Annotated in this window: 11 protein-coding genes and 2 rRNA genes; 9 read left to right on the forward strand and 4 right to left on the reverse strand. The window is 66.8% G+C overall.

Annotation, left to right across the window (positions count from 1 at the left end; all coding sequences use genetic code 11):
* Positions 1-47: 47 nt before the first annotated feature.
* From ACYVF7_RS24485 to ACYVF7_RS24495, 3 genes are all read left to right on the forward strand, one after another.
* Positions 48-1,427, forward strand: coding sequence for an RNA-guided endonuclease InsQ/TnpB family protein (locus tag ACYVF7_RS24485; protein ID WP_460358084.1), 1,380 nt, complete (start codon positions 48-50; stop codon positions 1,425-1,427).
* Between the two features lie 130 nt (positions 1,428-1,557).
* On the forward strand, positions 1,558-3,156 hold the full coding sequence (locus ACYVF7_RS24490; protein WP_460344988.1) for a SpoIIE family protein phosphatase: 1,599 nt from the start codon (positions 1,558-1,560) through the stop codon (positions 3,154-3,156).
* The gene (locus ACYVF7_RS24495; RefSeq protein ID WP_460344991.1) at positions 3,153-4,241 is read left to right on the forward strand and encodes a cobalamin B12-binding domain-containing protein; all 1,089 of its coding nucleotides are present in this window, start codon (positions 3,153-3,155) and stop codon (positions 4,239-4,241) included. Before ACYVF7_RS24490 ends, ACYVF7_RS24495 begins: the two co-directional genes overlap by 4 nt.
* 105 nt (positions 4,242-4,346) lie before the next feature.
* Here ACYVF7_RS24495 and ACYVF7_RS24500 read toward each other — a convergent pair whose 3' ends face one another.
* From ACYVF7_RS24500 to ACYVF7_RS24515, 4 genes are all read right to left on the reverse strand, one after another.
* Positions 4,347-5,564 carry a serine hydrolase domain-containing protein gene (locus ACYVF7_RS24500; protein WP_460344994.1) on the reverse strand — a complete coding sequence of 406 codons (1,218 nt, stop codon included), beginning with the start codon at positions 5,562-5,564 and terminating at the stop codon, positions 4,347-4,349.
* A gap of 86 nt (positions 5,565-5,650) precedes the next feature.
* Positions 5,651-7,306 carry an AMP-binding protein gene (locus ACYVF7_RS24505; RefSeq protein ID WP_460344997.1) on the reverse strand — a complete coding sequence of 552 codons (1,656 nt, stop codon included), beginning with the start codon at positions 7,304-7,306 and terminating at the stop codon, positions 5,651-5,653.
* Positions 7,303-7,785 (reverse strand): cupin domain-containing protein, encoded by a 483-nt coding sequence (locus ACYVF7_RS24510; protein ID WP_460345000.1) that lies wholly within the window; start codon positions 7,783-7,785, stop codon positions 7,303-7,305. The genes ACYVF7_RS24505 and ACYVF7_RS24510 overlap by 4 nt, the downstream gene beginning before the upstream one ends.
* A 72-nt stretch (positions 7,786-7,857) precedes the next feature.
* The gene (locus ACYVF7_RS24515; RefSeq protein ID WP_460345003.1) at positions 7,858-8,766 is read right to left on the reverse strand and encodes an acyl-CoA thioesterase; all 909 of its coding nucleotides are present in this window, start codon (positions 8,764-8,766) and stop codon (positions 7,858-7,860) included.
* A gap of 91 nt (positions 8,767-8,857) precedes the next feature.
* On the opposite strand from ACYVF7_RS24515, the gene ACYVF7_RS24520 reads away from it, so the two are divergent.
* The 6 genes from ACYVF7_RS24520 to ACYVF7_RS24545 all read left to right on the forward strand — a co-directional run bounded on the left by ACYVF7_RS24520 (position 8,858) and on the right by ACYVF7_RS24545 (position 18,949).
* Positions 8,858-9,274 carry a RidA family protein gene (locus tag ACYVF7_RS24520; RefSeq protein ID WP_460345006.1) on the forward strand — a complete coding sequence of 139 codons (417 nt, stop codon included), beginning with the start codon at positions 8,858-8,860 and terminating at the stop codon, positions 9,272-9,274.
* 113 nt (positions 9,275-9,387) lie between these two features.
* Complete coding sequence (locus ACYVF7_RS24525) at positions 9,388-11,745, forward strand: bifunctional salicylyl-CoA 5-hydroxylase/oxidoreductase (protein ID WP_460345009.1); 2,358 nt, start codon at positions 9,388-9,390, stop codon at positions 11,743-11,745.
* Between the two features lie 147 nt (positions 11,746-11,892).
* Positions 11,893-12,729 carry a PaaX family transcriptional regulator gene (locus tag ACYVF7_RS24530; RefSeq protein WP_460345012.1) on the forward strand — a complete coding sequence of 279 codons (837 nt, stop codon included), beginning with the start codon at positions 11,893-11,895 and terminating at the stop codon, positions 12,727-12,729.
* 33 nt (positions 12,730-12,762) lie between these two features.
* Positions 12,763-13,245, forward strand: coding sequence for an NUDIX hydrolase (locus ACYVF7_RS24535; protein ID WP_460345014.1), 483 nt, complete (start codon positions 12,763-12,765; stop codon positions 13,243-13,245).
* A gap of 640 nt (positions 13,246-13,885) precedes the next feature.
* Positions 13,886-15,404 (forward strand): 16S ribosomal RNA (locus ACYVF7_RS24540).
* 416 nt (positions 15,405-15,820) lie between these two features.
* Positions 15,821-18,949, forward strand: a 23S ribosomal RNA gene (locus ACYVF7_RS24545).
* The 16S and 23S rRNA genes sit together here, the layout of an rRNA operon.
* Positions 18,950-19,041 lie beyond the last annotated feature (92 nt).

The raw sequence follows: 19,041 nt of genomic DNA on the forward strand, positions 1-19,041 counted from the left end.
ATCGTCTCGTGCCTCGACGTAGTGATCCGGATGCTGCTCGGGTGGTGATGCGCACCGCCCGGGTCGGCCTGCGCCTCACGCCTGCGCAGCGGGAGCGGTGTTTCGGGCTGCTGGCCTCGGCTGGAGACGTGTGGGCGTGTGTGCTGGATGTGAACCGGTGGCGGCGCCAGCGCGGCCTGCCCCTTGTGGTGTCGTATCAAGCGTTGTGCCGGGAGTTGTCGGCGGCGGGTCCGGGCACGTTCGGTGAGCTGGACACTAGAGGGGCGCGGTCGGTGCTGCGCCGCTACAGCGATGCCTGGTTCGCCACTGTCAAACACCGCAAGGACGGGGATGCCTCGGCCCGGTTCCCGCGCCGCAAACGCCGCCTGATGCCAGTGCGGTACTACCACGGCACGTTCAGCCTGGAGGGCCGGCGGTTACGGCTTCCCGTCAGTCGCGGGTGTCTGCCGTTGTGGGTGCGGCTGGACCGGGAGGTTCCGTACCCGATCGAGCAGGTCCGGTCGGTCACCCTGCTTAATGAGGGCCGCCGGTTGTTCGTCGAGGTGACCGCCGAAGTCCCCGTCGCCACCTACGAGCCCGGGTGCGAGCCGGATCCCGACCGGGTGGCGGGGGTGGATCCGGGGGTGATTCATCCGTTCGCGGTGGCCGGACCGGATGGAGAGGGTTTGGTGGTGTCGGGGCGGGCGATCCGCGCCGAGTCCCATCTGCATCTCAAAGACGGCAAATATCGCCGCCGGACGATGGCTTCGCGGGCCCCGAAGCCGGGGCAGGTGGGTTCACGGCGGTGGCGGAAGTTCCGGGCCCGACAGCGGAAGCTGGAGGCCCGGCACAAGCGTCGGGTGAGGCAGGCGCAGCATGAGGCGGCCAAGGCCGTGGTCGGCTGGGCGGTGCAGCGCCGGGTCGGGACGCTGGTGGTCGGTGACCCGCGTGGTGTGCTGGACCTCAAGGCCGGGCGGCGGCACAACAGACGCGTCAATGATTGGCGGGTCGGCTACCTGCTTCGCTGTTTGAAGGACAAGGCCGAACAGGCCGGGATCCGCGTCGTGCTGGTGGATGAGCGCGGCACGTCCTCGACCTGCCCTGCCTGCGACTGGCGGGTCCCCAAACCCACCGGCCGCCGCTTCACCTGCGTGCATTGTGGTTTCCGTGGGCACCGCGACCTGGTCGGCGGCGCCAACATCGCCCGACGCAACCCGGGCGGCACCATCACCACCAAGAACGAGTTTCCGGTGGTGATCACGCACCGTCGAGCCGGACGGCACCTCCCCGGTACCGGACCGGCCCGGCGTGATCCAAGACGACGCCCCCATCACGGCACCGTCAACGGGTCCATTGGCCGGCCGCGGCCCGCCCCACCCCCGTGGGGAGTCGCTCGCCCTGGGCGAGGATCAACCAACACCGTCGATTCGACGAGCAACGTTGGTTGACGCGGCACTAGCGTGGCAGATGAGCCATCGACCGTTTCGATCCGAAGGGTGGCGGGGGCCCGCGAGACCGGGGGCCCGACGCGTGGACGTTTCCAGCGCTGCTTCCGCGGACCGGCAGGGCCCAGGACGGGTGACCGGCGCCTTGTGGGGCGCCGCCCCGTGCCCGGTGGTGATCGCCGACGCCGACGGCCGGGTGGTCGAGCTCAACGCGGCCGCCGCCCGGCTGTTCCCACGCGCCCGTCCCGAGGCGAGCCTCGCCGCGACGATGCCCGACTGGCTGGCGGAGGCACACCGCGCCGCGTACCAGCCCGGCGCGGCGGCCGAGCCTGTCCGGGGGCAGGCGGGGGAGCGCGGCTTCGAAGCGCACCCGACCCGCGTACCGGACGGGAACGTGATGTGGTGGCTGGTCGACGACACCGACCGGCGGCGGGCCGAAGCCGAGCTGACGGCCGAGCGGCGGCGCGCGACGTTCCTGGCGGAGACGTCCACCGCGCTGCTGTCGACCTTGAACGTCGACCGGTGCGCGGAGGCCGCGGTACGGCTGGCGGCCGGGCACCTGGCCGATGCCGCGGTGCTGGTCATGCCCGGCGTGGGAGACCGGCTTCCGGTGGCCTTCGCGATCCGCGGCGCCGGCGTGTCCCGCCGTACGGTGCAGGCCGACCCCGTCGACGTGCCGGGGTTGAGCGAGGCACTGCAGGGCCTCCCACCGGTGCCCTCCCGGCGGATCGATCCGGGTGAGCTGCCGTCGTGGGTCGTGCCGGAGGCCTTCGGCGGGCCGGTCGGCGCGGTGACGGTGACGCCGCTGCCCGGTTACGGCGTCCCGGTCGGCGCGCTCATCCTGCTGCGCCGCGGCGACCGGCCGTCGTTCAGTGCGGACGAAGAGGTCTCCGTCCGCATCTTCGCGGCGCGGGCGGGTGCGGCCCTGTCGGCGGCCCGCATGTACGCCGAGCAGGCCGCGATCACCACGATCCTCCGGCGCGACCTGCTGCCGCCCCGGCTGCGCCGCGTCCACCGCGTGGACTTCGCCGGCGCGTATCGCGCGTCGGTGCGCGGCGAGCTCGTCGGCGGTGACTTCTACGATCTCTACCCCGGTGCCGATGAGGCCGCCGAGTCCCTCGTCGTCCTCGGCGACGTGTGCGGCAAAGGGCTGGAGGCGGCGGTCACCACCGGCCGGATCCGTACCGCGGTCCACGCGCTGCTGCCCATGGCCGGCGACCACATGCGGATGCTGACCCTGCTCAACGAGGCGCTGCTGGACACGGAATCGAGCCGGTTCGCCACCTTGGTACTGGCGTCGGCGGTACGGGCCGGTGATCGTGTCCGGCTGAGACTGACCAGCGCCGGCCATCCGCCGCCGCTCATCGTGCGGTCCGACGGCGGTGTCGAGAAGGCCGCCACCCAAGGGGACCTGATCGGGGCGTTCTCCGGCATCGAGGCGACGACCGCCCGGGTCGAACTCGCGCCGGGCGAGCACTGTGTGCTGTACACCGACGGCATCACCGAAGTCCGGGGCGGCCCGCTCGGCGAGGCCGCGTTCTTCGGCGAACAGCGGCTGATGAACGCCTTGTCCGAATGCGCGGGGATGCCGGCCGAAGCCATCGTGGAACGCGTGCAGATGCTCGCGGCGCAGTGGGCCGGGAGCCGGGAACACGACGACATGGCCATCGTCGCGATCAGCGCGCCGCGCGGCGGACGGGGGGAGCCCCGAGGCTTGGAGAGCCGGCCGTGACCGCTTCGACTCCGGGCCGCAGCGTCACCGAGGTCCTTTCCGCCCGGCTGTGGGACGCCGTGCGAGAGGGCGACGAATACGCCGCCGTGGAGGTCGTGCTGCCGGCGGTGGACGCCGGTCTGGATCCCGAGTCGGCGCTGTTGGACGTGATCGCGCCGGTGCAGACGAAGGTGGGCACCGAATGGGCGGCGAACCGGATCGGCGTCACCCAGGAGCACGCCGCGACGGCCGTCAACGACCGTGTCATCGCCGCCGTCGCCCACCACGCGGTCCCGCCCCGAGAGCCGCGTCGGGGCCGGGTCACGGTGTCGTGCGTCGATGGGGAGTGGCATGCCCTGCCCGCCCGCCTGCTGGCGGAGACCCTGCGGCTGCGGGGCTGGCACGTCGACTTCCTCGGCGCGCACGTGCCCGTCCCGCATCTGATCGACCACCTGCACCGTACGGGACCCGACGCTCTGGCCCTGTCCTCGTCCATCCCGACCCGCCTGCCCACCGCGCACGCCACGATCATCGCGAGCCAGTCCGCGGGCGTCCCGGTCATGGCGGGCGGCGCGGCCTTCGGCCCCGGCGGCCGCTACGCCGACCGGCTCGGCGCCGACGGCTGGGCGCCTGACGCCCGCGCGGCGGCCGGCCGCCTCGAGAAGATCGTCGCCGGTCCTTTCGCCCCGGCGCCCGCCCGTCAGCCGCTGGACGACCTGCCGCACCTGGCCGACCAGGAGTACACGCTGGTCACGCGCGGCGCCCACCGGCTCGTCTCAGCGGTCCTCGCCGAACTGCCGGAACGGTTCCCTGCCATGGCCGGCTACAGCGACCGGCAACGTCAGCACACCGCCGAGGACCTCGCCCACATCACCGAGTTCCTCGGAGTCGCCCTCTACGTGGACGACTCCGGCCTGTTCACGCGATTCATCGCCTGGGCCGGCGACATCCTCACCGCGCGTGGCGTTCCCGCCCACTCGGTGGCCCTGGCGCTGGACCTGCTGGCCGAACGGCTCACGGGCTTCCCCCGCGCCGTCGGCCTGCTCCGCGACGGCCGCGCCACGCTGGAGGGCATCGCGACCGCTCGGCCGGGAGCGTCGGCGTGATCGGCGCTCACGCCCCGGGGCGCCCGGCCGGCACGCGAAGTCCGCCGCCTGCCCGTCCCGGAGGACGGAGGGCAGGCGGCGGATCGGTGCCAGGCCGGGGACGCGTCAGGAATGCGCGAGGGACGGGTCGAAGGCGGCAGCGGCGATCTTGAGGACGTAGGGCGACTCCGAGCCGTCCTTGTTGCCCGTGGGGTTCATCGAGTACACCAGGACGCGGCGCAGGTCGCGGGTGGCGAACATGCCGCTGGTGTAGCCGGGGCGCGAGCCGGTCTTGCCCCAGCCCGTCACGCCGTTGGGCATGGTCACGCGCATCAGGCCCGCGCTGTAACAGGCGCGACCTGCGCCGGGCCCGATGTTGCAGTTGTTCTTGTCGGCGTACTCGACGTTCGGCACGGTGAACATGGCGCCGAGCACGGAGCGGGGCACCACGCGGCCCTGGAAGATCGCGCGGATGAAGTGGGTGAGGTCGGCGCTGGTGGAGATGATCCCGCCTTCGGCCCACGGGTAGGGGCTCTGCTCGGACACGTCGTCCAGAACGGTCTTGCCGTTCGTGGTCACCGCGACGTAGCCGTGGGAGTGGGAGCCGGGGAGGCGCGGGTCATGCCGGTCCAGGACGTAGGTGCCGCGCAGGTGCAGGGGGCGGAGGATCCGCCGCTGCACCTCGTGGGCGTAGGAGCGCCCGGTGATCTTCTCGATGAGGAGCCCGGCGACGAAGTAGTTGGTTCCGTTGTAGTGCTGCCGGGTGCCGGGCGCGAACTCCATCGGGTTCTTCACCGCGTCGGCGACGATCTCCTGCGGTGTCCAGCTGTCGAACCGGTGGTCCACGAACCACTGGTTCGGGTCACCCTGCGGCTCGCCGAGACTGCCGCCGCCCGGCAGGCCGCTGGTGTGGTCGAGGAGCTGCCGGACCGTGATCTTCGGGTAGGAGGCGGGCAGCAGGCCCGGCAGGTAGTGCTGGACGGACTGGTCGAGGTCGATCTTGTGCTCGGCGACGAGCTGCAGGACGACCGAGGCGGTGAACACCTTGGAGATGCTGCCAGCCCGGAACCGGCCGTCCGCGGGCACGGGCGTCCCGGTCCGGACGTTCCCGACGCCGGAGGTGCCGCTCCAGTGCCCGGCGGGCCCGGTGACCTTGACCATCATGCCCGTCACGGTCGCGTTCGGCAGCCCCGCGATCGCTTCGCGCATCGCCGCCGGGTCCAGCGGCGGCAGCGTGCCCGTGGCCGGGGGAGTGGCCGAAGCGGTCACGGTGCCGGCCGCCACGGAGACGGCCAGAACGGCCCCGGCGAGCACCATCGGTCTTCTCGTTCGTGCTTTCTTCATAAGATCGATTAGACCGACGGGCAGGGTGCGATGCCCATGGTGCAGTCTTCCGTCTCCGAGGTAACGCTGGATACACCCTTCCGGAGTCAGGCCGACGCGGACCGTTCGCTCTCCAGGATCCGGCGGAGCGCGAAGTGCTGCAGTTTGCCGTTCGCGTTGCGCGGCAGCGAGTCACAGAACCGCACATCGCGCGGGTATTTGTAGGGGGCCAGGATCCGTTTGACGTGATCCTGGATCTCCTTGGCCTTGGCGGCGTCGCGCGTCACGCCGTCGCGGAGCACCACGAAGGCGCACACGACCGAGCCGCGCTCGGCGTCGGGGCGGCCGATGACCGCGGACTCGAGGACGTCGGGGTGAGTGTCGATGGCGGCCTCGACCTCGGGACCGCCGATGTTGTAGCCCGAGGAGACGATCATGTTGTCGCTGCGGGACTGGTAGAAGAAGTAGCCGTCCTCGTCCTTGTAAAAGACGTCTCCGGTGATGTTCCAGCCGCCCAGGACGTAGTTCCGCTGCCGCTCGTCGTCGAGGTAGCGGCAGCCGATCGGGCCGATGACGCCCAGCAGGCCCGGCTTTCCGGGGCCGAGCTCCGCGCCGTCGGGGCCGAGGACGGCGGCCCGGTATCCGGGCACCGGCTTGCCGGTCGCCCCGGGCCGGATGTCGTCACCGGCGGCCGCGATGAAGATGTGCAGCATCTCGGTCGCGCCGATGCCGTCGATGATCTTCAGTCCGAGCGTGTCCCGCAGCTTCTCCCACGTGTCCTGGGGGATGTGCTCGCCCGCCGACACCCCGGCCCGGAGCCCGGCGAGCCGCCGTTCCTGCCCTTCTCGCAGGATGGCCCGGTACGCCGTGGGCGCGGTCGCGAGAACGGTGACGCCCTCCCGCTCGACGATCTCCGCGAGCTGCAGCGGGGTGGCGGACTCGGTCAGCAGCGTGCAGGCACCGGCCCGCAGGGGGAAGACGACGAGCATGCCGAGGCCGAAGGTGAAGGCCAGGGGGGCGGAGCAGGCGACCACGTCGTCCGCGACCAGCTTCAGCACAGGACGGCCGAAGGTGTGGTCGATGGACAGGATGTCCCGGTGGAAGTGCATGGTGATCTTCGGCGTGCCGGTGCTGCCGGAGGTCGGTCCGAGGAGCGCCACGTCATCGGCGGACGTCTCCACGTCGGTGAACACGCCGGACTTGGCCGCGGCGCGGGCGATGAGATCCTCCGGACCGGTGCCGCCGTACTCCACGACCGTCAGCGACGGCAGCGCGGTGTCCCGGACGGCGTACGCGTCCTCGGCGCACCGGTGGTCGACCAGGGCGATCGAGGGCCGGGTCCGTTCGGCGATCGGGGTGATCTCCCGGGCGCGCAGCGCGGCCATCGTGGTGACGACGACGCCACCGGCCTTCAGCACGCCCAGCCACGCGGCGACCGTCCACGGGTTGTTGGGCGAGCGGAGCAGGACGCGCTGCCCCGGAACCAGGCCGAGGTCCTCCGTCAGCACCTGCGCGACCTGGTTGGCCCGCGTCCGCAGCTCGCCGTACGACCAGATCTCCCCGGCCGGCGTACGCAGCGCCGGCCGGTCGGCCCCGAACGTCGCGATCGGCACGTCGACGAGCTCGGTGGCGGCGTTGAGCCGGTCCGGGTAGCGCAGGTCCGGCGTGGTGAACTCGATCGTCGGCCACAGATGCGGAGGAGGCAGGTGGTCGCGCGTGAAGGTGTCCACGTGCGCCGACGGGCCCGGCGGGGAGGTCGTCATCGGGCCGGCCAGTCGCGCAGGTCCGCGTCGGCGACGTCGGGCAGGTTGACGACGATGTTCTCCGGGGTGCGGGTGGTCATCCACACCAGCGGATCGGTCCGTGAGACGTTGCACTCGACGTGGGGCATGAACGGCGGCACGAAGACCCAGTCGCCTTCCTCCATGTCCACATAGTCCTCGAACTTGTCGCCGAAGTAGATGCGCGCCCGGCCCGACAGGACGTAGCCCCCGGTCTCGGCCTCACCGTGGTGGTGGGAGACCGAGCGGTAGCCGGGCTCGTTGCTGACCTTGCCGAACCACAGCCTGGTGGCCGGGGTGTGCTGGATGCTGACACCCGACACCCGGACGGCCCCACCGGAGTCGGCGGTGTTGACGTTCTCCGACCCGCCGCGCGTCACCACGGGGGCGACGAGGCCGCTGGGCAGCCGGTACATCGAGTTGTCGCCCTCGAGGCGGTACTTGCTGAAGTCGGGTTCCATGGGGTCGGCTCCGTTCCGGTCGGTCGTGGGGTCGGTCGGTGGTGAGGCTGGTGCCGATGCCGGCGGTCCTGGTCAGGACGTACGGATGACCCCCTCCTGCACGACCGTGGCCAGGTGCCGTCCCGTACGGCTGAAGAAGCGGCCGAGCCCGAGGCCGCGACCGTCCTGGGCCGCTCCCGCCTCCTGCGCGTAGAGCAGCCAGTCGTCCATCGGCTCGTGGCGGTGGAACCACATCGCGTGGTCGAGGCTCGCCGTCATGAGCCCGGGAAGCGCCCACGGAAGGCCGAGGACGCGGAGGATCGGCTCCAGGATCGTGTAGTCGCAGACGTAGGCGAGGGCCGCGAGGTCCCGTGCTCGCGAGGTGAGGCCCGCGACGGGCCGGAGCGCGTCGAAGGGCTTGACCCAGATCGCCTGGTGCGGGACCGGCCCGCCTTCCACCGTGAGGTAGACCGGGCCCGGTACGTGCCGCATGTCGAAGCTGCGCCCCGACGACCAGTACGCCTTCGACTCCTTGGTCATGGTGCCGCCGGCTTCGCCGTCGGGCTCGACCGGCTCCAGGTAGGCGGCGCTGGTCGGCAGCGCCTCCGGATCCGGGACGCCCGCGGGCATGGCCGCGGCGTATTCACCCCCGTGTTCCAGGGTGTGGAAGGAGGCCATGGCGATGTAGGCGAGTCTGCCGCCGGAGTAGCCGCGGACGTGCCGGGTGGAGTAGCCGCGCCCGTCCCTGAGGCGTTCGACCTCGTAGCGGATCTCGGCGCCGACCTCGACCGGTCGCATGAAGTAACTGTGCATCGAGTGCAGCGTCCGGTTGTCGCCGACCGAGCGCATCGCCGCGACGGCGGCCTGGGCGACGAGGTCGCCCCCGTAGGCCTTCGGCCACGGGCAGTCCTGTGACGTGGCGACATAGGCCTCGTCGAAGTGCTCCGCGGCCGTAGGGGTCAGCCTGAGCGCCGCCGTGAGGATCTCCGAGGTAGGGGTCATGCGAGCCGGAATCCCTTCGTACGTGGTATGCCGTATTCTTCACGACCGTCATATATTGTCAATAACGTGCTCGAACAGAGGGAGGACCCCTGTGAAGCCCATCGCCGTCAACCCCGCCGTCCTGCCCGCGCCGAGCGGCTACTCGCACGGCACGCTGCAGGGGAACACGCTCTACCTGGGCGGGCAGACCGCGCTGGACGCGAACATGCGGATCGTCGACGGCGGCATCGTCGAGCAGTTCCGGCAGGCGTTCGGCAACCTGCTGACCACGCTCCGCGAGGTGGGTGGAGAGCCGGAGGACCTGGTCAGCATCACGATCTACCTCACCGACATCGCCGACTATCAGGCGCACGGAAAAGAGATCGGCAAGGTCTGGCGGGAGCTGGCCGGACCGGTCTATCCGGCCATGGCGGGCATCGGGTGCACCGAGTTGTGGCAGCCGGAAGCCATGATCGAGATCCTCGGCACCGCCGTGATCCCGGACGAGCGCCTGAGGGTGCCTGCGTGATCCCGTGATCGCGGCCCAGGGGACGGGTGCGCTCAAGAGAATTACGTTTTCTTGACGGTCGTCGAATATGCGCGATACCTTCGCATCGTCCGTCGTCGCAGGAGGAGGACATCGTGCGGATTGCGGTCATCGGAGGAGGCCCGGGCGGTCTGTACTTCTCGGTGCTGGCGAAGCAACTGGGGCCGCACCACGAGATCACCGTCTGGGAGCGCAACGCCCCGGACGACACCTTCGGATTCGGCGTGGTGTTCTCCGACGAGACGCTCGGCGGGATCGAGCACGCCGATCCCGGCATCTACCGCCGGATGGAGGCGGAGTTCGCCCGCTGGGACGACATCGACGTCCACTACCGCGGTCAGGTGCTCACCAGCGGAGGCCACGGCTTCGCGGCGCTGAGCCGAAAGCGTCTGCTGGAGATCATGCAGCGGCGCTGCCGCGAACTCGGCATCGCCGTCCACCACCTCACCGAGGCGCCCGACGTCGCGCATCTCGCCGCGACCCACGACCTGGTGGTCGCCGCCGACGGGCTCAACTCGGCGGTCCGGTCGAAGTACGCCGACTCCTTCAACCCCGATCTGGAGCAGCGCGCCTGCAAGTACATGTGGCTCGGCACGGACAAGGTGTTCGACGCGTTCAAGTTCTACATCCGTGAGACCCCGTACGGCGTGATGCAGGCCCACGGATACCCGTTCGACGCCCACGGCAGCACGTTCATCGTCGAGATGCACGAGGACGTCTGGCGCAGGGCCGGCTTCGACGCGTCGGCCGCCCGGGACTTCGCTCCGGGGGAGTCGGACGAGACGTCGATCGCGCGGGTGAATGAGATCTTCGCCGAGGAGCTGGGCGGCTGCTCTCTCCGTGCGAACAACAGCAAATGGATCAACTTCGCCACCGTACGGAACGAGAACTGGCGGCATGAGAACGTCGTGCTCCTGGGCGACGCCGCGCACACCGCCCACTTCTCCATCGGGTCGGGCACCAAGCTGGCCATGGAGGACGCCTTGGCCCTGGCGGCGTGCCTGCACGAGCGGCCCACCCTGGACGAGGCGCTCACGGCGTACGAGGCCGAGCGCAAGCCGATCGTCCGGTCCACCCAGCGGGCGGCCCAGGCGAGCCTGGAATGGTTCGAGAATCTCGGACAGTACGTCGGCCAGGAGCCCGAGCAGTTCGCGTTCAACATCATGACCCGCAGCCGGCGGGTCACCTACGACAACCTCCGGCTGCGCGACCCCGAGTTCGTCGCACGCGTCGACGCCTGGTTCGCCGAGCGGCAGCCACACCGACCCGGAGACGGGCCGGCGACACCGCCGATGTTCCACCCCTTCCGCCTCGGCGACCTGGAGCTGGTCAACAGGGTCGTGGTGTCACCGATGGACATGTACCGGGCGGTCGACGGCGTACCGGACGACTTCCACCTGGTTCATCTGGGAGGCAAGGCGCTCGGCGGCGCCGGTCTGGTCATGACCGAGATGGTCTGCGTCTCCGAAACGGGGCGCATCACGCCCGGCTGCGCCGGCATCTGGACCGAGGAACAGACGGCCGCGTGGCGCCGGCTCACCGACTTCGTGCACGGCGAGAGCGCGGCGAAGATCGGCGTCCAGATCGGCCATTCCGGACGCAAGGGCTCCACGCGCCTCATGTGGGAGGGGATCGACCGGCCGCTGCCCGAGGGCAACTGGGAGGTCGTCGCGCCGTCCGGCCTTCCGTACCAGGAAGGGGTCAACCAGGTGCCCCGCGAGCTCACCCGCGCCGACCTGGACGAGATCGAGCGGCAGTTCGTCGACGCGGCGCGGCGTGCGGAGGCCGCCGGCTTCGATCTCCTCGAACTGCACTGCGCGCACGGCTATCTGCTGTCCTCCTTCATCTCCCCGGTGACGAACCGCCGCACCGACGAGTACGGCGGCGACCTCGCCGCCCGGCTCCGCTACCCGCTCCAGGTCTTCCGCGCGATGCGTCAGGTATGGCCTCGGCACAAGCCGATGACCGTGCGGATCTCGGCGACCGACTGGGTCGACGACGGCATCACCGGAGACGACGCCGTGGAGATCGCCCGCGCGTTCGCGGAGGCCGGTGCCGCGGCCATCGACGTGTCCACCGGTCAGGTGACACCCGACGAGAAGCCGGCCTTCGGCCGGTCGTACCAGACGCCGTACGCCGACAGGATCCGCAACCAGGCCGGCATCCCGACGATCGCGGTCGGCGTCATCTCCTCGTACGACGACGTCAACTCGATCATCTTGGCCGGCCGCGCCGACCTGTGCGCCCTGGGGCGGGTCCACCTCTACGACCCCAGCTGGACGCTGCACGCGGCCATCGAGCAGGACTACACCGGGCCGGGAGCGACCTGGCCCCTGCCCTGGCAGGCCGGCCGCCGCAAGCCGCAGACCGGCCGGACCGACGGTCCTAAGCCGCGGCTGCAGCTGATCCGAGAGGGCCGGTCCGCCACCCGGCACGCGCGCTGGCGGCCGTGACCGGCGGCTGGAGGATGCCTCCGTCGGGCGTCCTGGCGGGGAATCGGCGTCGGAGGCCGACATCGATGAGTCGGTACGATGACGACCGTCGATACTTCGTAAGGGAGCACACCAGGAGTGCGTCCGTGAGCGCGGAGGTGCGTCGTGGTGGCCGATGACGAGGAATTCAGTGGCCGGGGTCCAAAGCCTCGCGCGCTGATCGTCACCATGTACGGGCTGTACGCGCGTGAGGTCGGCGGCTGGATGAGCGTCGCGTCGGTCATCAAACTGCTCGCCCGATGCGGCGTGGACGCGCCCTCCGTCCGATCGGCGATCTTCCGCCTCAAGCGGCGCGGCCTTCTCACCTCGACCAAGGTCGACGGCACCGCCGGGTACGCGCTGTCCCGAGAGGCGTACCAGATCCTGCGCGAGGGCGACCGGCGCATCTTCGAACGGCGCCAGGCGACCACCGACGAGGGCTGGCTGCTGGCCGTCTTCAGCGTGCCGGAGACGGAACGCGACAAGCGACACCAACTGCGCTCACGCCTGACCTGGCTCGGGTTCGGCACGGTCGCCGCGGGAGTCTGGATCGCGCCCGCCCATCTCCTCGACGAGACCCGCGACGCCCTCGAACGCCACGGCCTGAGCGCGTACGTCAATCTCTTCCACGCGCACCACCTGGCGTTCACCGATGTCAGGGATCAGGTCCCCGGCTGGTGGGATCTGACCCGCCTGCAGGAGCTCTATGGCGAGTTCCTCGAGCGTTACGATCCGATCCTGAGCGGCTATCGCGACCGCGTGGACATCGATCCCGCTCAGGCGTTCGTGGACCACGTCGGCGCCCTCACGGACTGGCGTCGCCTCCCGTACTCCGATCCGGGGCTTCCCGCCGAGGTGCTGCCGGCGGATTGGAACGGGATGCGAGCCGCCGAGACCTTTTTCGAACTACACGAACGGCTCGCCAAGCCCGCGCACAAGTTCGTCGAATCCGTCCTCAAGGGATAGGCCGCCGGACCGTGCTCGTGGTGCGGTGCAGGTATGGCAGAGGACTTGAGCTCGGGCGGCGCGGTGTCCGGCGGGGGCAGCGGGGCACCCGCAGGCGGGAGTGCGGCGCACCGGTTCCCGGTGAGCGTCAAAGGCGTTGTGCTCGACCCGGCCGACCGGGTGTTGCTGCTGCGGAACGAGCGGGATGAATGGGAACTGCCGGGCGGCAAACTCGAGCTGGGGGAATCCCCGGAAGTCTGCCTGGCACGGGAGATCCTCGAAGAGGTGTCCTGGCTGGTGACGGTCGCGGCGATCCTCGACTCGTGGGTCTATCACATCGCTCCCGGGGCGGACGTGCTGATCGTCACCTACGGGTGCGAGCTCACGACCGACCGGCCACCCCAGGTCAGCCATGAGCACGCGGAAGCCGCGCTCTTCAGCGAGACGGAGGTGCCGGGGCTTCGCATGCCGGACGGCTACAAGCGATCGATCGGAGAGTGGTTCAGCCGCCGTCGTGACCGTGCTTCGGCAACGTGAGGCCGGCCGCCCCGATGAGGTTTTCCGGTATCGGAGGTTTGGTCTGCTGGCTACCGGGAACCAAGAGAGTCACGACGTTGACCCTTTTATACGTGTCGGCGGCGGGATTTGACCTTGCTGCCGTAGACACCTAAAGTTCTTCTTGCCCGCAGGGGAGCGGGACGCCGAGAGGCGGCCGCCCCAGGGAAGACACCCCACGAAGCTTCGTGACAGAGCATGCTCTGGCGCGGGGTAACATGGGCGTGTCACTCCGGTTGAGTGCGTGACGCCGTTAGGCGGTGCGGTCACCGGAAGCCCCCCAGCAATACTCTTAGAGGTCATCACGAACCTCTGGGACTAAACGCTGGATGGCAGCCGAAATATGATTCCGAGTCGGTCGATTCGACAAGGGAAAATAACTCGGTAAGATTGAGGAAACAAGCCCCAGACGGGAGCTGGAAACAGTCTCCTAGACGGTGTGTGTCCGTTTCTTGAGAACTCAACAGTGTGCTAAAAGCCAGTGCCTTTTGGTCCTCGCTTGGCTGGGCTGATCCTTTCGGGGTTGGTTTGGTCGGGTTTGGATTCCTTTGGCAAGTATGATTCTTGCCGGGATTTTCTTCAAGGTTTGGCGACCGCTCGTGAGGGTGGTTGTCGTTTGGCCTTAACGGAGAGTTTGATCCTGGCTCAGGACGAACGCTGGCGGCGTGCTTAACACATGCAAGTCGAGCGGAAAGGCCCTTCGGGGTACTCGAGCGGCGAACGGGTGAGTAACACGTGAGTAACCTGCCCCTAGCTCTGGGATAAGCCCGGGAAACTGGGTCTAATACCGGATATCACACACTTTTGCATGATGGTGTGTTGAAAGTTTTTCGGCTGGGGATGGGCTCGCGGCCTATCAGCTTGTTGGTGGGGTGATGGCCTACCAAGGCGACGACGGGTAGCCGGCCTGAGAGGGCGACCGGCCACACTGGGACTGAGACACGGCCCAGACTCCTACGGGAGGCAGCAGTGGGGAATATTGCGCAATGGGCGGAAGCCTGACGCAGCGACGCCGCGTGGGGGATGAAGGCCTTCGGGTTGTAAACCTCTTTCACCACCGACGAAGCTAACGTGACGGTAGGTGGGGAAGACGCCGGCTAACTACGTGCCAGCAGCCGCGGTAATACGTAGGGCGCAAGCGTTGTCCGGAATTATTGGGCGTAAAGAGCTCGTAGGCGGTCTGTCACGTCTGCCGTGAAAACCCGAGGCTTAACCTCGGGCCTGCGGTGGATACGGGCAGACTAGAGGTAGGTAGGGGAGAATGGAATTCCCGGTGTAGCGGTGAAATGCGCAGATATCGGGAGGAACACCGGTGGCGAAGGCGGTTCTCTGGGCCTTACCTGACGCTGAGGAGCGAAAGCGTGGGGAGCGAACAGGATTAGATACCCTGGTAGTCCACGCCGTAAACGTTGGGCGCTAGGTGTGGGGTCTTTCCACGGATTCCGTGCCGTAGCTAACGCATTAAGCGCCCCGCCTGGGGAGTACGGCCGCAAGGCTAAAACTCAAAGGAATTGACGGGGGCCCGCACAAGCGGCGGAGCATGTTGCTTAATTCGACGCAACGCGAAGAACCTTACCAAGGTTTGACATCACCGGAAAACTCGCAGAGATGCGGGGTCCTTTTGGGCCGGTGACAGGTGGTGCATGGCTGTCGTCAGCTCGTGTCGTGAGATGTTGGGTTAAGTCCCGCAACGAGCGCAACCCTCGTTCCATGTTGCCAGCAACACCTTCGGGTGGTTGGGGACTCATGGGAGACTGCCGGGGTCAACTCGGAGGAAGGTGGGGATGACGTCAAGTCATCATGCCCCTTATGTCTTGGGCTGCAAACATGCTACAATGGCCGGTACAGAGGGCTGCGAAACCGTGAGGTGGAGCGAATCCCTAAAAGCCGGTCTCAGTTCGGATTGGGGTCTGCAACTCGACCCCATGAAGTCGGAGTCGCTAGTAATCGCAGATCAGCAACGCTGCGGTGAATACGTTCCCGGGCCTTGTACACACCGCCCGTCACGTCACGAAAGTCGGCAACACCCGAAGCCCGTGGCCCAACCCTTGTGGGGGGAGCGGTCGAAGGTGGGGCCGGCGATTGGGACGAAGTCGTAACAAGGTAGCCGTACCGGAAGGTGCGGCTGGATCACCTCCTTTCTAAGGAGCACTACCACCAGCTCGTGGATTCCACGGGTTCGGTGGCTGGCCTGCTGTCACGAGCGAATGTCTCGTGGGTGGGTCTGCTCATAGGTTGTGGAGCACTGGCTATTCGGTCTTACCGGTTCATGGTTCTTTGTTAGTACTGCCCGCGTGCGGGTTCAGGAAAGCAGGGGATCGGGGGCTGGTGGGCCGGGCACACTGTTGGGTCCTGAGGGAACGGGCGTTCACGCTCGGGCTTCTCAGGCGGAACCCCGGTGAGGGGTTCGCCGCGTTACAGGCTGATCTGGTCGCCATACCACATCAAGGTCCTCGGGTTCGAGGGTTTTGGTGGTTTGGTGGTGGCTGGGGGTTGGTTCTGTCCGTGTTTTGAGAACTGCATAGTGGACGCGAGCATCTTTGTTCTTGTCGAGTGTGTTCAAGTTTTTTAGGGCACACGGTGGATGCCTTGGTACCAGGAGCCGATGAAGGACGTGGGAGCCTGCGATATGCCCCGGGGAGTTGGCAACCGAGCGTTGATCCGGGGATTTCCGAATGGGGAAACCTAGCACCTGTCATGGGGTGTTGCCTCCGTCTGAATTGATAGGGCGGTTGGTGGTAACGCGGGGAAGTGAAACATCTCAGTACCCGCAGGAAGAGAAAACAATAGTGATTCCCTGAGTAGTGGTGAGCGAAAGGGGATGAGGCTAAACCATGCGCGTGTGATAGCCGGCGGGTGTTGCGTGTGTGGGGTTGTGGGAGTGCCTTTGTTCCGGCCGCCGCTGGGACGTGGAGTCAAAAAACAACAGGATAGTCGAATGATCTGGGATGGTCGACCGTAGTCGGTGAGAGTCCGGTAGGCGAAATCTTGTTGTCTTCATTAGGTGTTTCCCGAGTAGCACGGGGCCCGTGAAATCTCGTGTGAATCTGCCAGGACCACCTGGTAAGCCTGAATACTCCCTGGTGACCGATAGCGGACTAGTACCGTGAGGGAAAGGTGAAAAGTGCCCCGGTGAGGGGTCGTGAAAGAGTACCTGAAACCGTGTGCTTACAAGCCGTCAGAGCTCCCGCATCTCTTTGGGGTGTGGTGTGATGGCGTGCCTTTTGAAGAATGAGCCTGCGAGTTATGGTGTGTGGCGAGGTTAACCCGTGTGGGGGAGCCGTAGCGAAAGCGAGTCTGAATAGGGCGTTTTTAGTCGCATGCTGTAGACCCGAAGCGGAGTGATCTACCCATGGGCAGGTTGAAGCGCGGGTAAGACCGTGTGGAGGACCGAACCCACCAGGGTTGAAAACCTGGGGGATGACCTGTGGGTAGGGGTGAAAGGCCAATCAAACTCCGTGATAGCTGGTTCTCCCCGAAATGCATTTAGGTGCAGCGTTGCGTGTTTCTTGCCGGAGGTAGAGCTACTGGATGGCCTAGGGGGCCGACAAGCTTACTGAAGTCAGCCAAACTCCGAATGCCGGTAAGTGAAGCGTGGCAGTGAGACTGCGGGCGATAAGGTTCGTAGTCGAGAGGGAAACAGCCCAGATCACCGGCTAAGGCCCCTAAGCGTGTGCTAAGTGGTAAAGGATGTGGAGTTGCCGTGACAACCAGGAGGTTGGCTTAGAAGCAGCCACCCTTGAAAGAGTGCGTAATAGCTCACTGGTCAAGTGATTCCGCGCCGACAATGTAGCGGGGCTCAAGCACACCGCCGAAGCCGTGGCATCTCAACGATACCCAGGCACCGTAAGGTGTCCAGGGGTTGGGATGGGTAGGGGAGCGTCGTGTGGGCTGTGAAGCGGCGGCGTGAGCTAGTCGTGGAGACCACACGAGTGAGAATGCAGGCATGAGTAGCGAATGAGGGGTGAGAAACCCCTCCGCCGGATGACCAAGGGTTCCTGGGGCAGGCTAATCCGCCCAGGGTAAGTCGGGACCTAAGGCGAGGCCGCGAGGCGTAGTCGATGGACAACGGGTTGATATTCCCGTACCCGCTGACACGCGCCCATGCTGAACCCACTGACACTAACATCGCAGACCCTGTTCGATCCCTTCGGGGGTCTTGCGTGGGCGAGTGGTGGACCTGAGGTGGTAGTAGGCAAGTGATGGGGTGACGCAGGAGGGTAGCTCAGCCCAGGCGATGGTTGTTCCTGGGGTAAACATGTAGGGCGTGTCATAGGTAAATCCGTGGCACATGTGCCTGAGATGTGATGCCGAGCCGATTTAGGCGAAGTGAGTGATCCCATGCTGTCGAGAAAAGCCTCTAGCGAGTGTGTCGGCGGCCCGTACCCTAAACCGACTCAGGTGGTCAGGTAGAGAATACCGAGGCGATCGGGTGAACTGTGGTTAAGGAACTCGGCAAATTGCCCCCGTAACTTTGGGAGAAGGGGGGCCCCTGCTGGTGACCGAACTGGCTTCGTGAGCTGGTGGGGGTCGCAGATACCAGGGGGAAGCGACTGTTTACTAAAAACACAGGTCCGTGCGAAGTCGTAAGACGCTGTATACGGACTGACGCCTGCCCGGTGCCGGAACGTTAAGGGGACCGGTTAGTCCTTCGGGGCGAAGCTGAGAACCTAAGCGCCGGTAAACGGCGGTGGTAACTATAACCATCCTAAGGTAGCGAAATTCCTTGTCGGGTAAGTTCCGACCTGCACGAATGGCGTAACGACTTCCCCACTGTCTCAACCACAGGCCCGGTGAAATTGCACTACGAGTAAAGATGCTCGTTACGCGCAGCAGGACGGAAAGACCCCGGGACCTTCACTATAGCTTGGCATTGGCGTTTGGAGCGTCTTGTGTAGGATAGGTGGGAGACTGTGAAGCCATCACGCCAGTGGTGGTGGAGTCGTTGGTGAAATACCACTCTGGTCGTTTCGAGCGTCTAACCCGCGCCCGTGTATCCGGGTGGGGGACAGTGCCTGGTGGGTAGTTTAACTGGGGCGGTTGCCTCCCAAAGAGTAACGGAGGCGCCCAAAGGTTCCCTCAGCCTGGTTGGCAATCAGGTGTCGAGTGCAAGGGCACAAGGGAGCTTGACTGTGAGACAGACATGTCGAGCAGGTGCGAAAGCAGGGCCTAGTGATCCGGCACCACCGTGTGGATGGGGTGTCGCTCAACGGCTAAAAGGTACCCCGGGGATAACAGGCTGATCTTGCCCAAGAGTCCATATCGACGGCAAGGTTTGGCACCTCGATGTCGGCTCGTCGCATCCTGGGGCTGGAGTAGGTCCCAAGGGTTGGGCTGTTCGCCCATTAAAGCGGCACGCGAGCTGGGTTTAGAACGTCGCGAGACAGTTCGGTCCCTATCCGCTGTGCGCGCAGGAGACTTGCGAGGGTCTGTCCCTAGTACGAGAGGACCGGGACGGACGAACCTCTGGTGTGCCAGTTGTACCGCCAGGTGCATGGCTGGTTGGCTACGTTCGGTCGGGATAACCGCTGAAAGCATCTAAGCGGGAAGCCTTCCTCTAGATGAGGTCTCCCAACCCTTTGTGGTTGTAAGGCCCCCAGCTAGACGACTGGGTTGATAGGCCGGAGATGGAAGCACCGCAAGGTGTGGAGTTGACCGGTACTAATAGGCCGAGTGGCTTGACACACACTTTCGTTCAAGAGCTGCGTTAAGCAAGAGATGTTCGCGTTCACTATGCGGTTCCCGGGACACGGCCGGGAACATCCCCCGGAATCCCGT

It is taken from the genome of Actinoallomurus acanthiterrae (genome assembly GCF_054775715.1).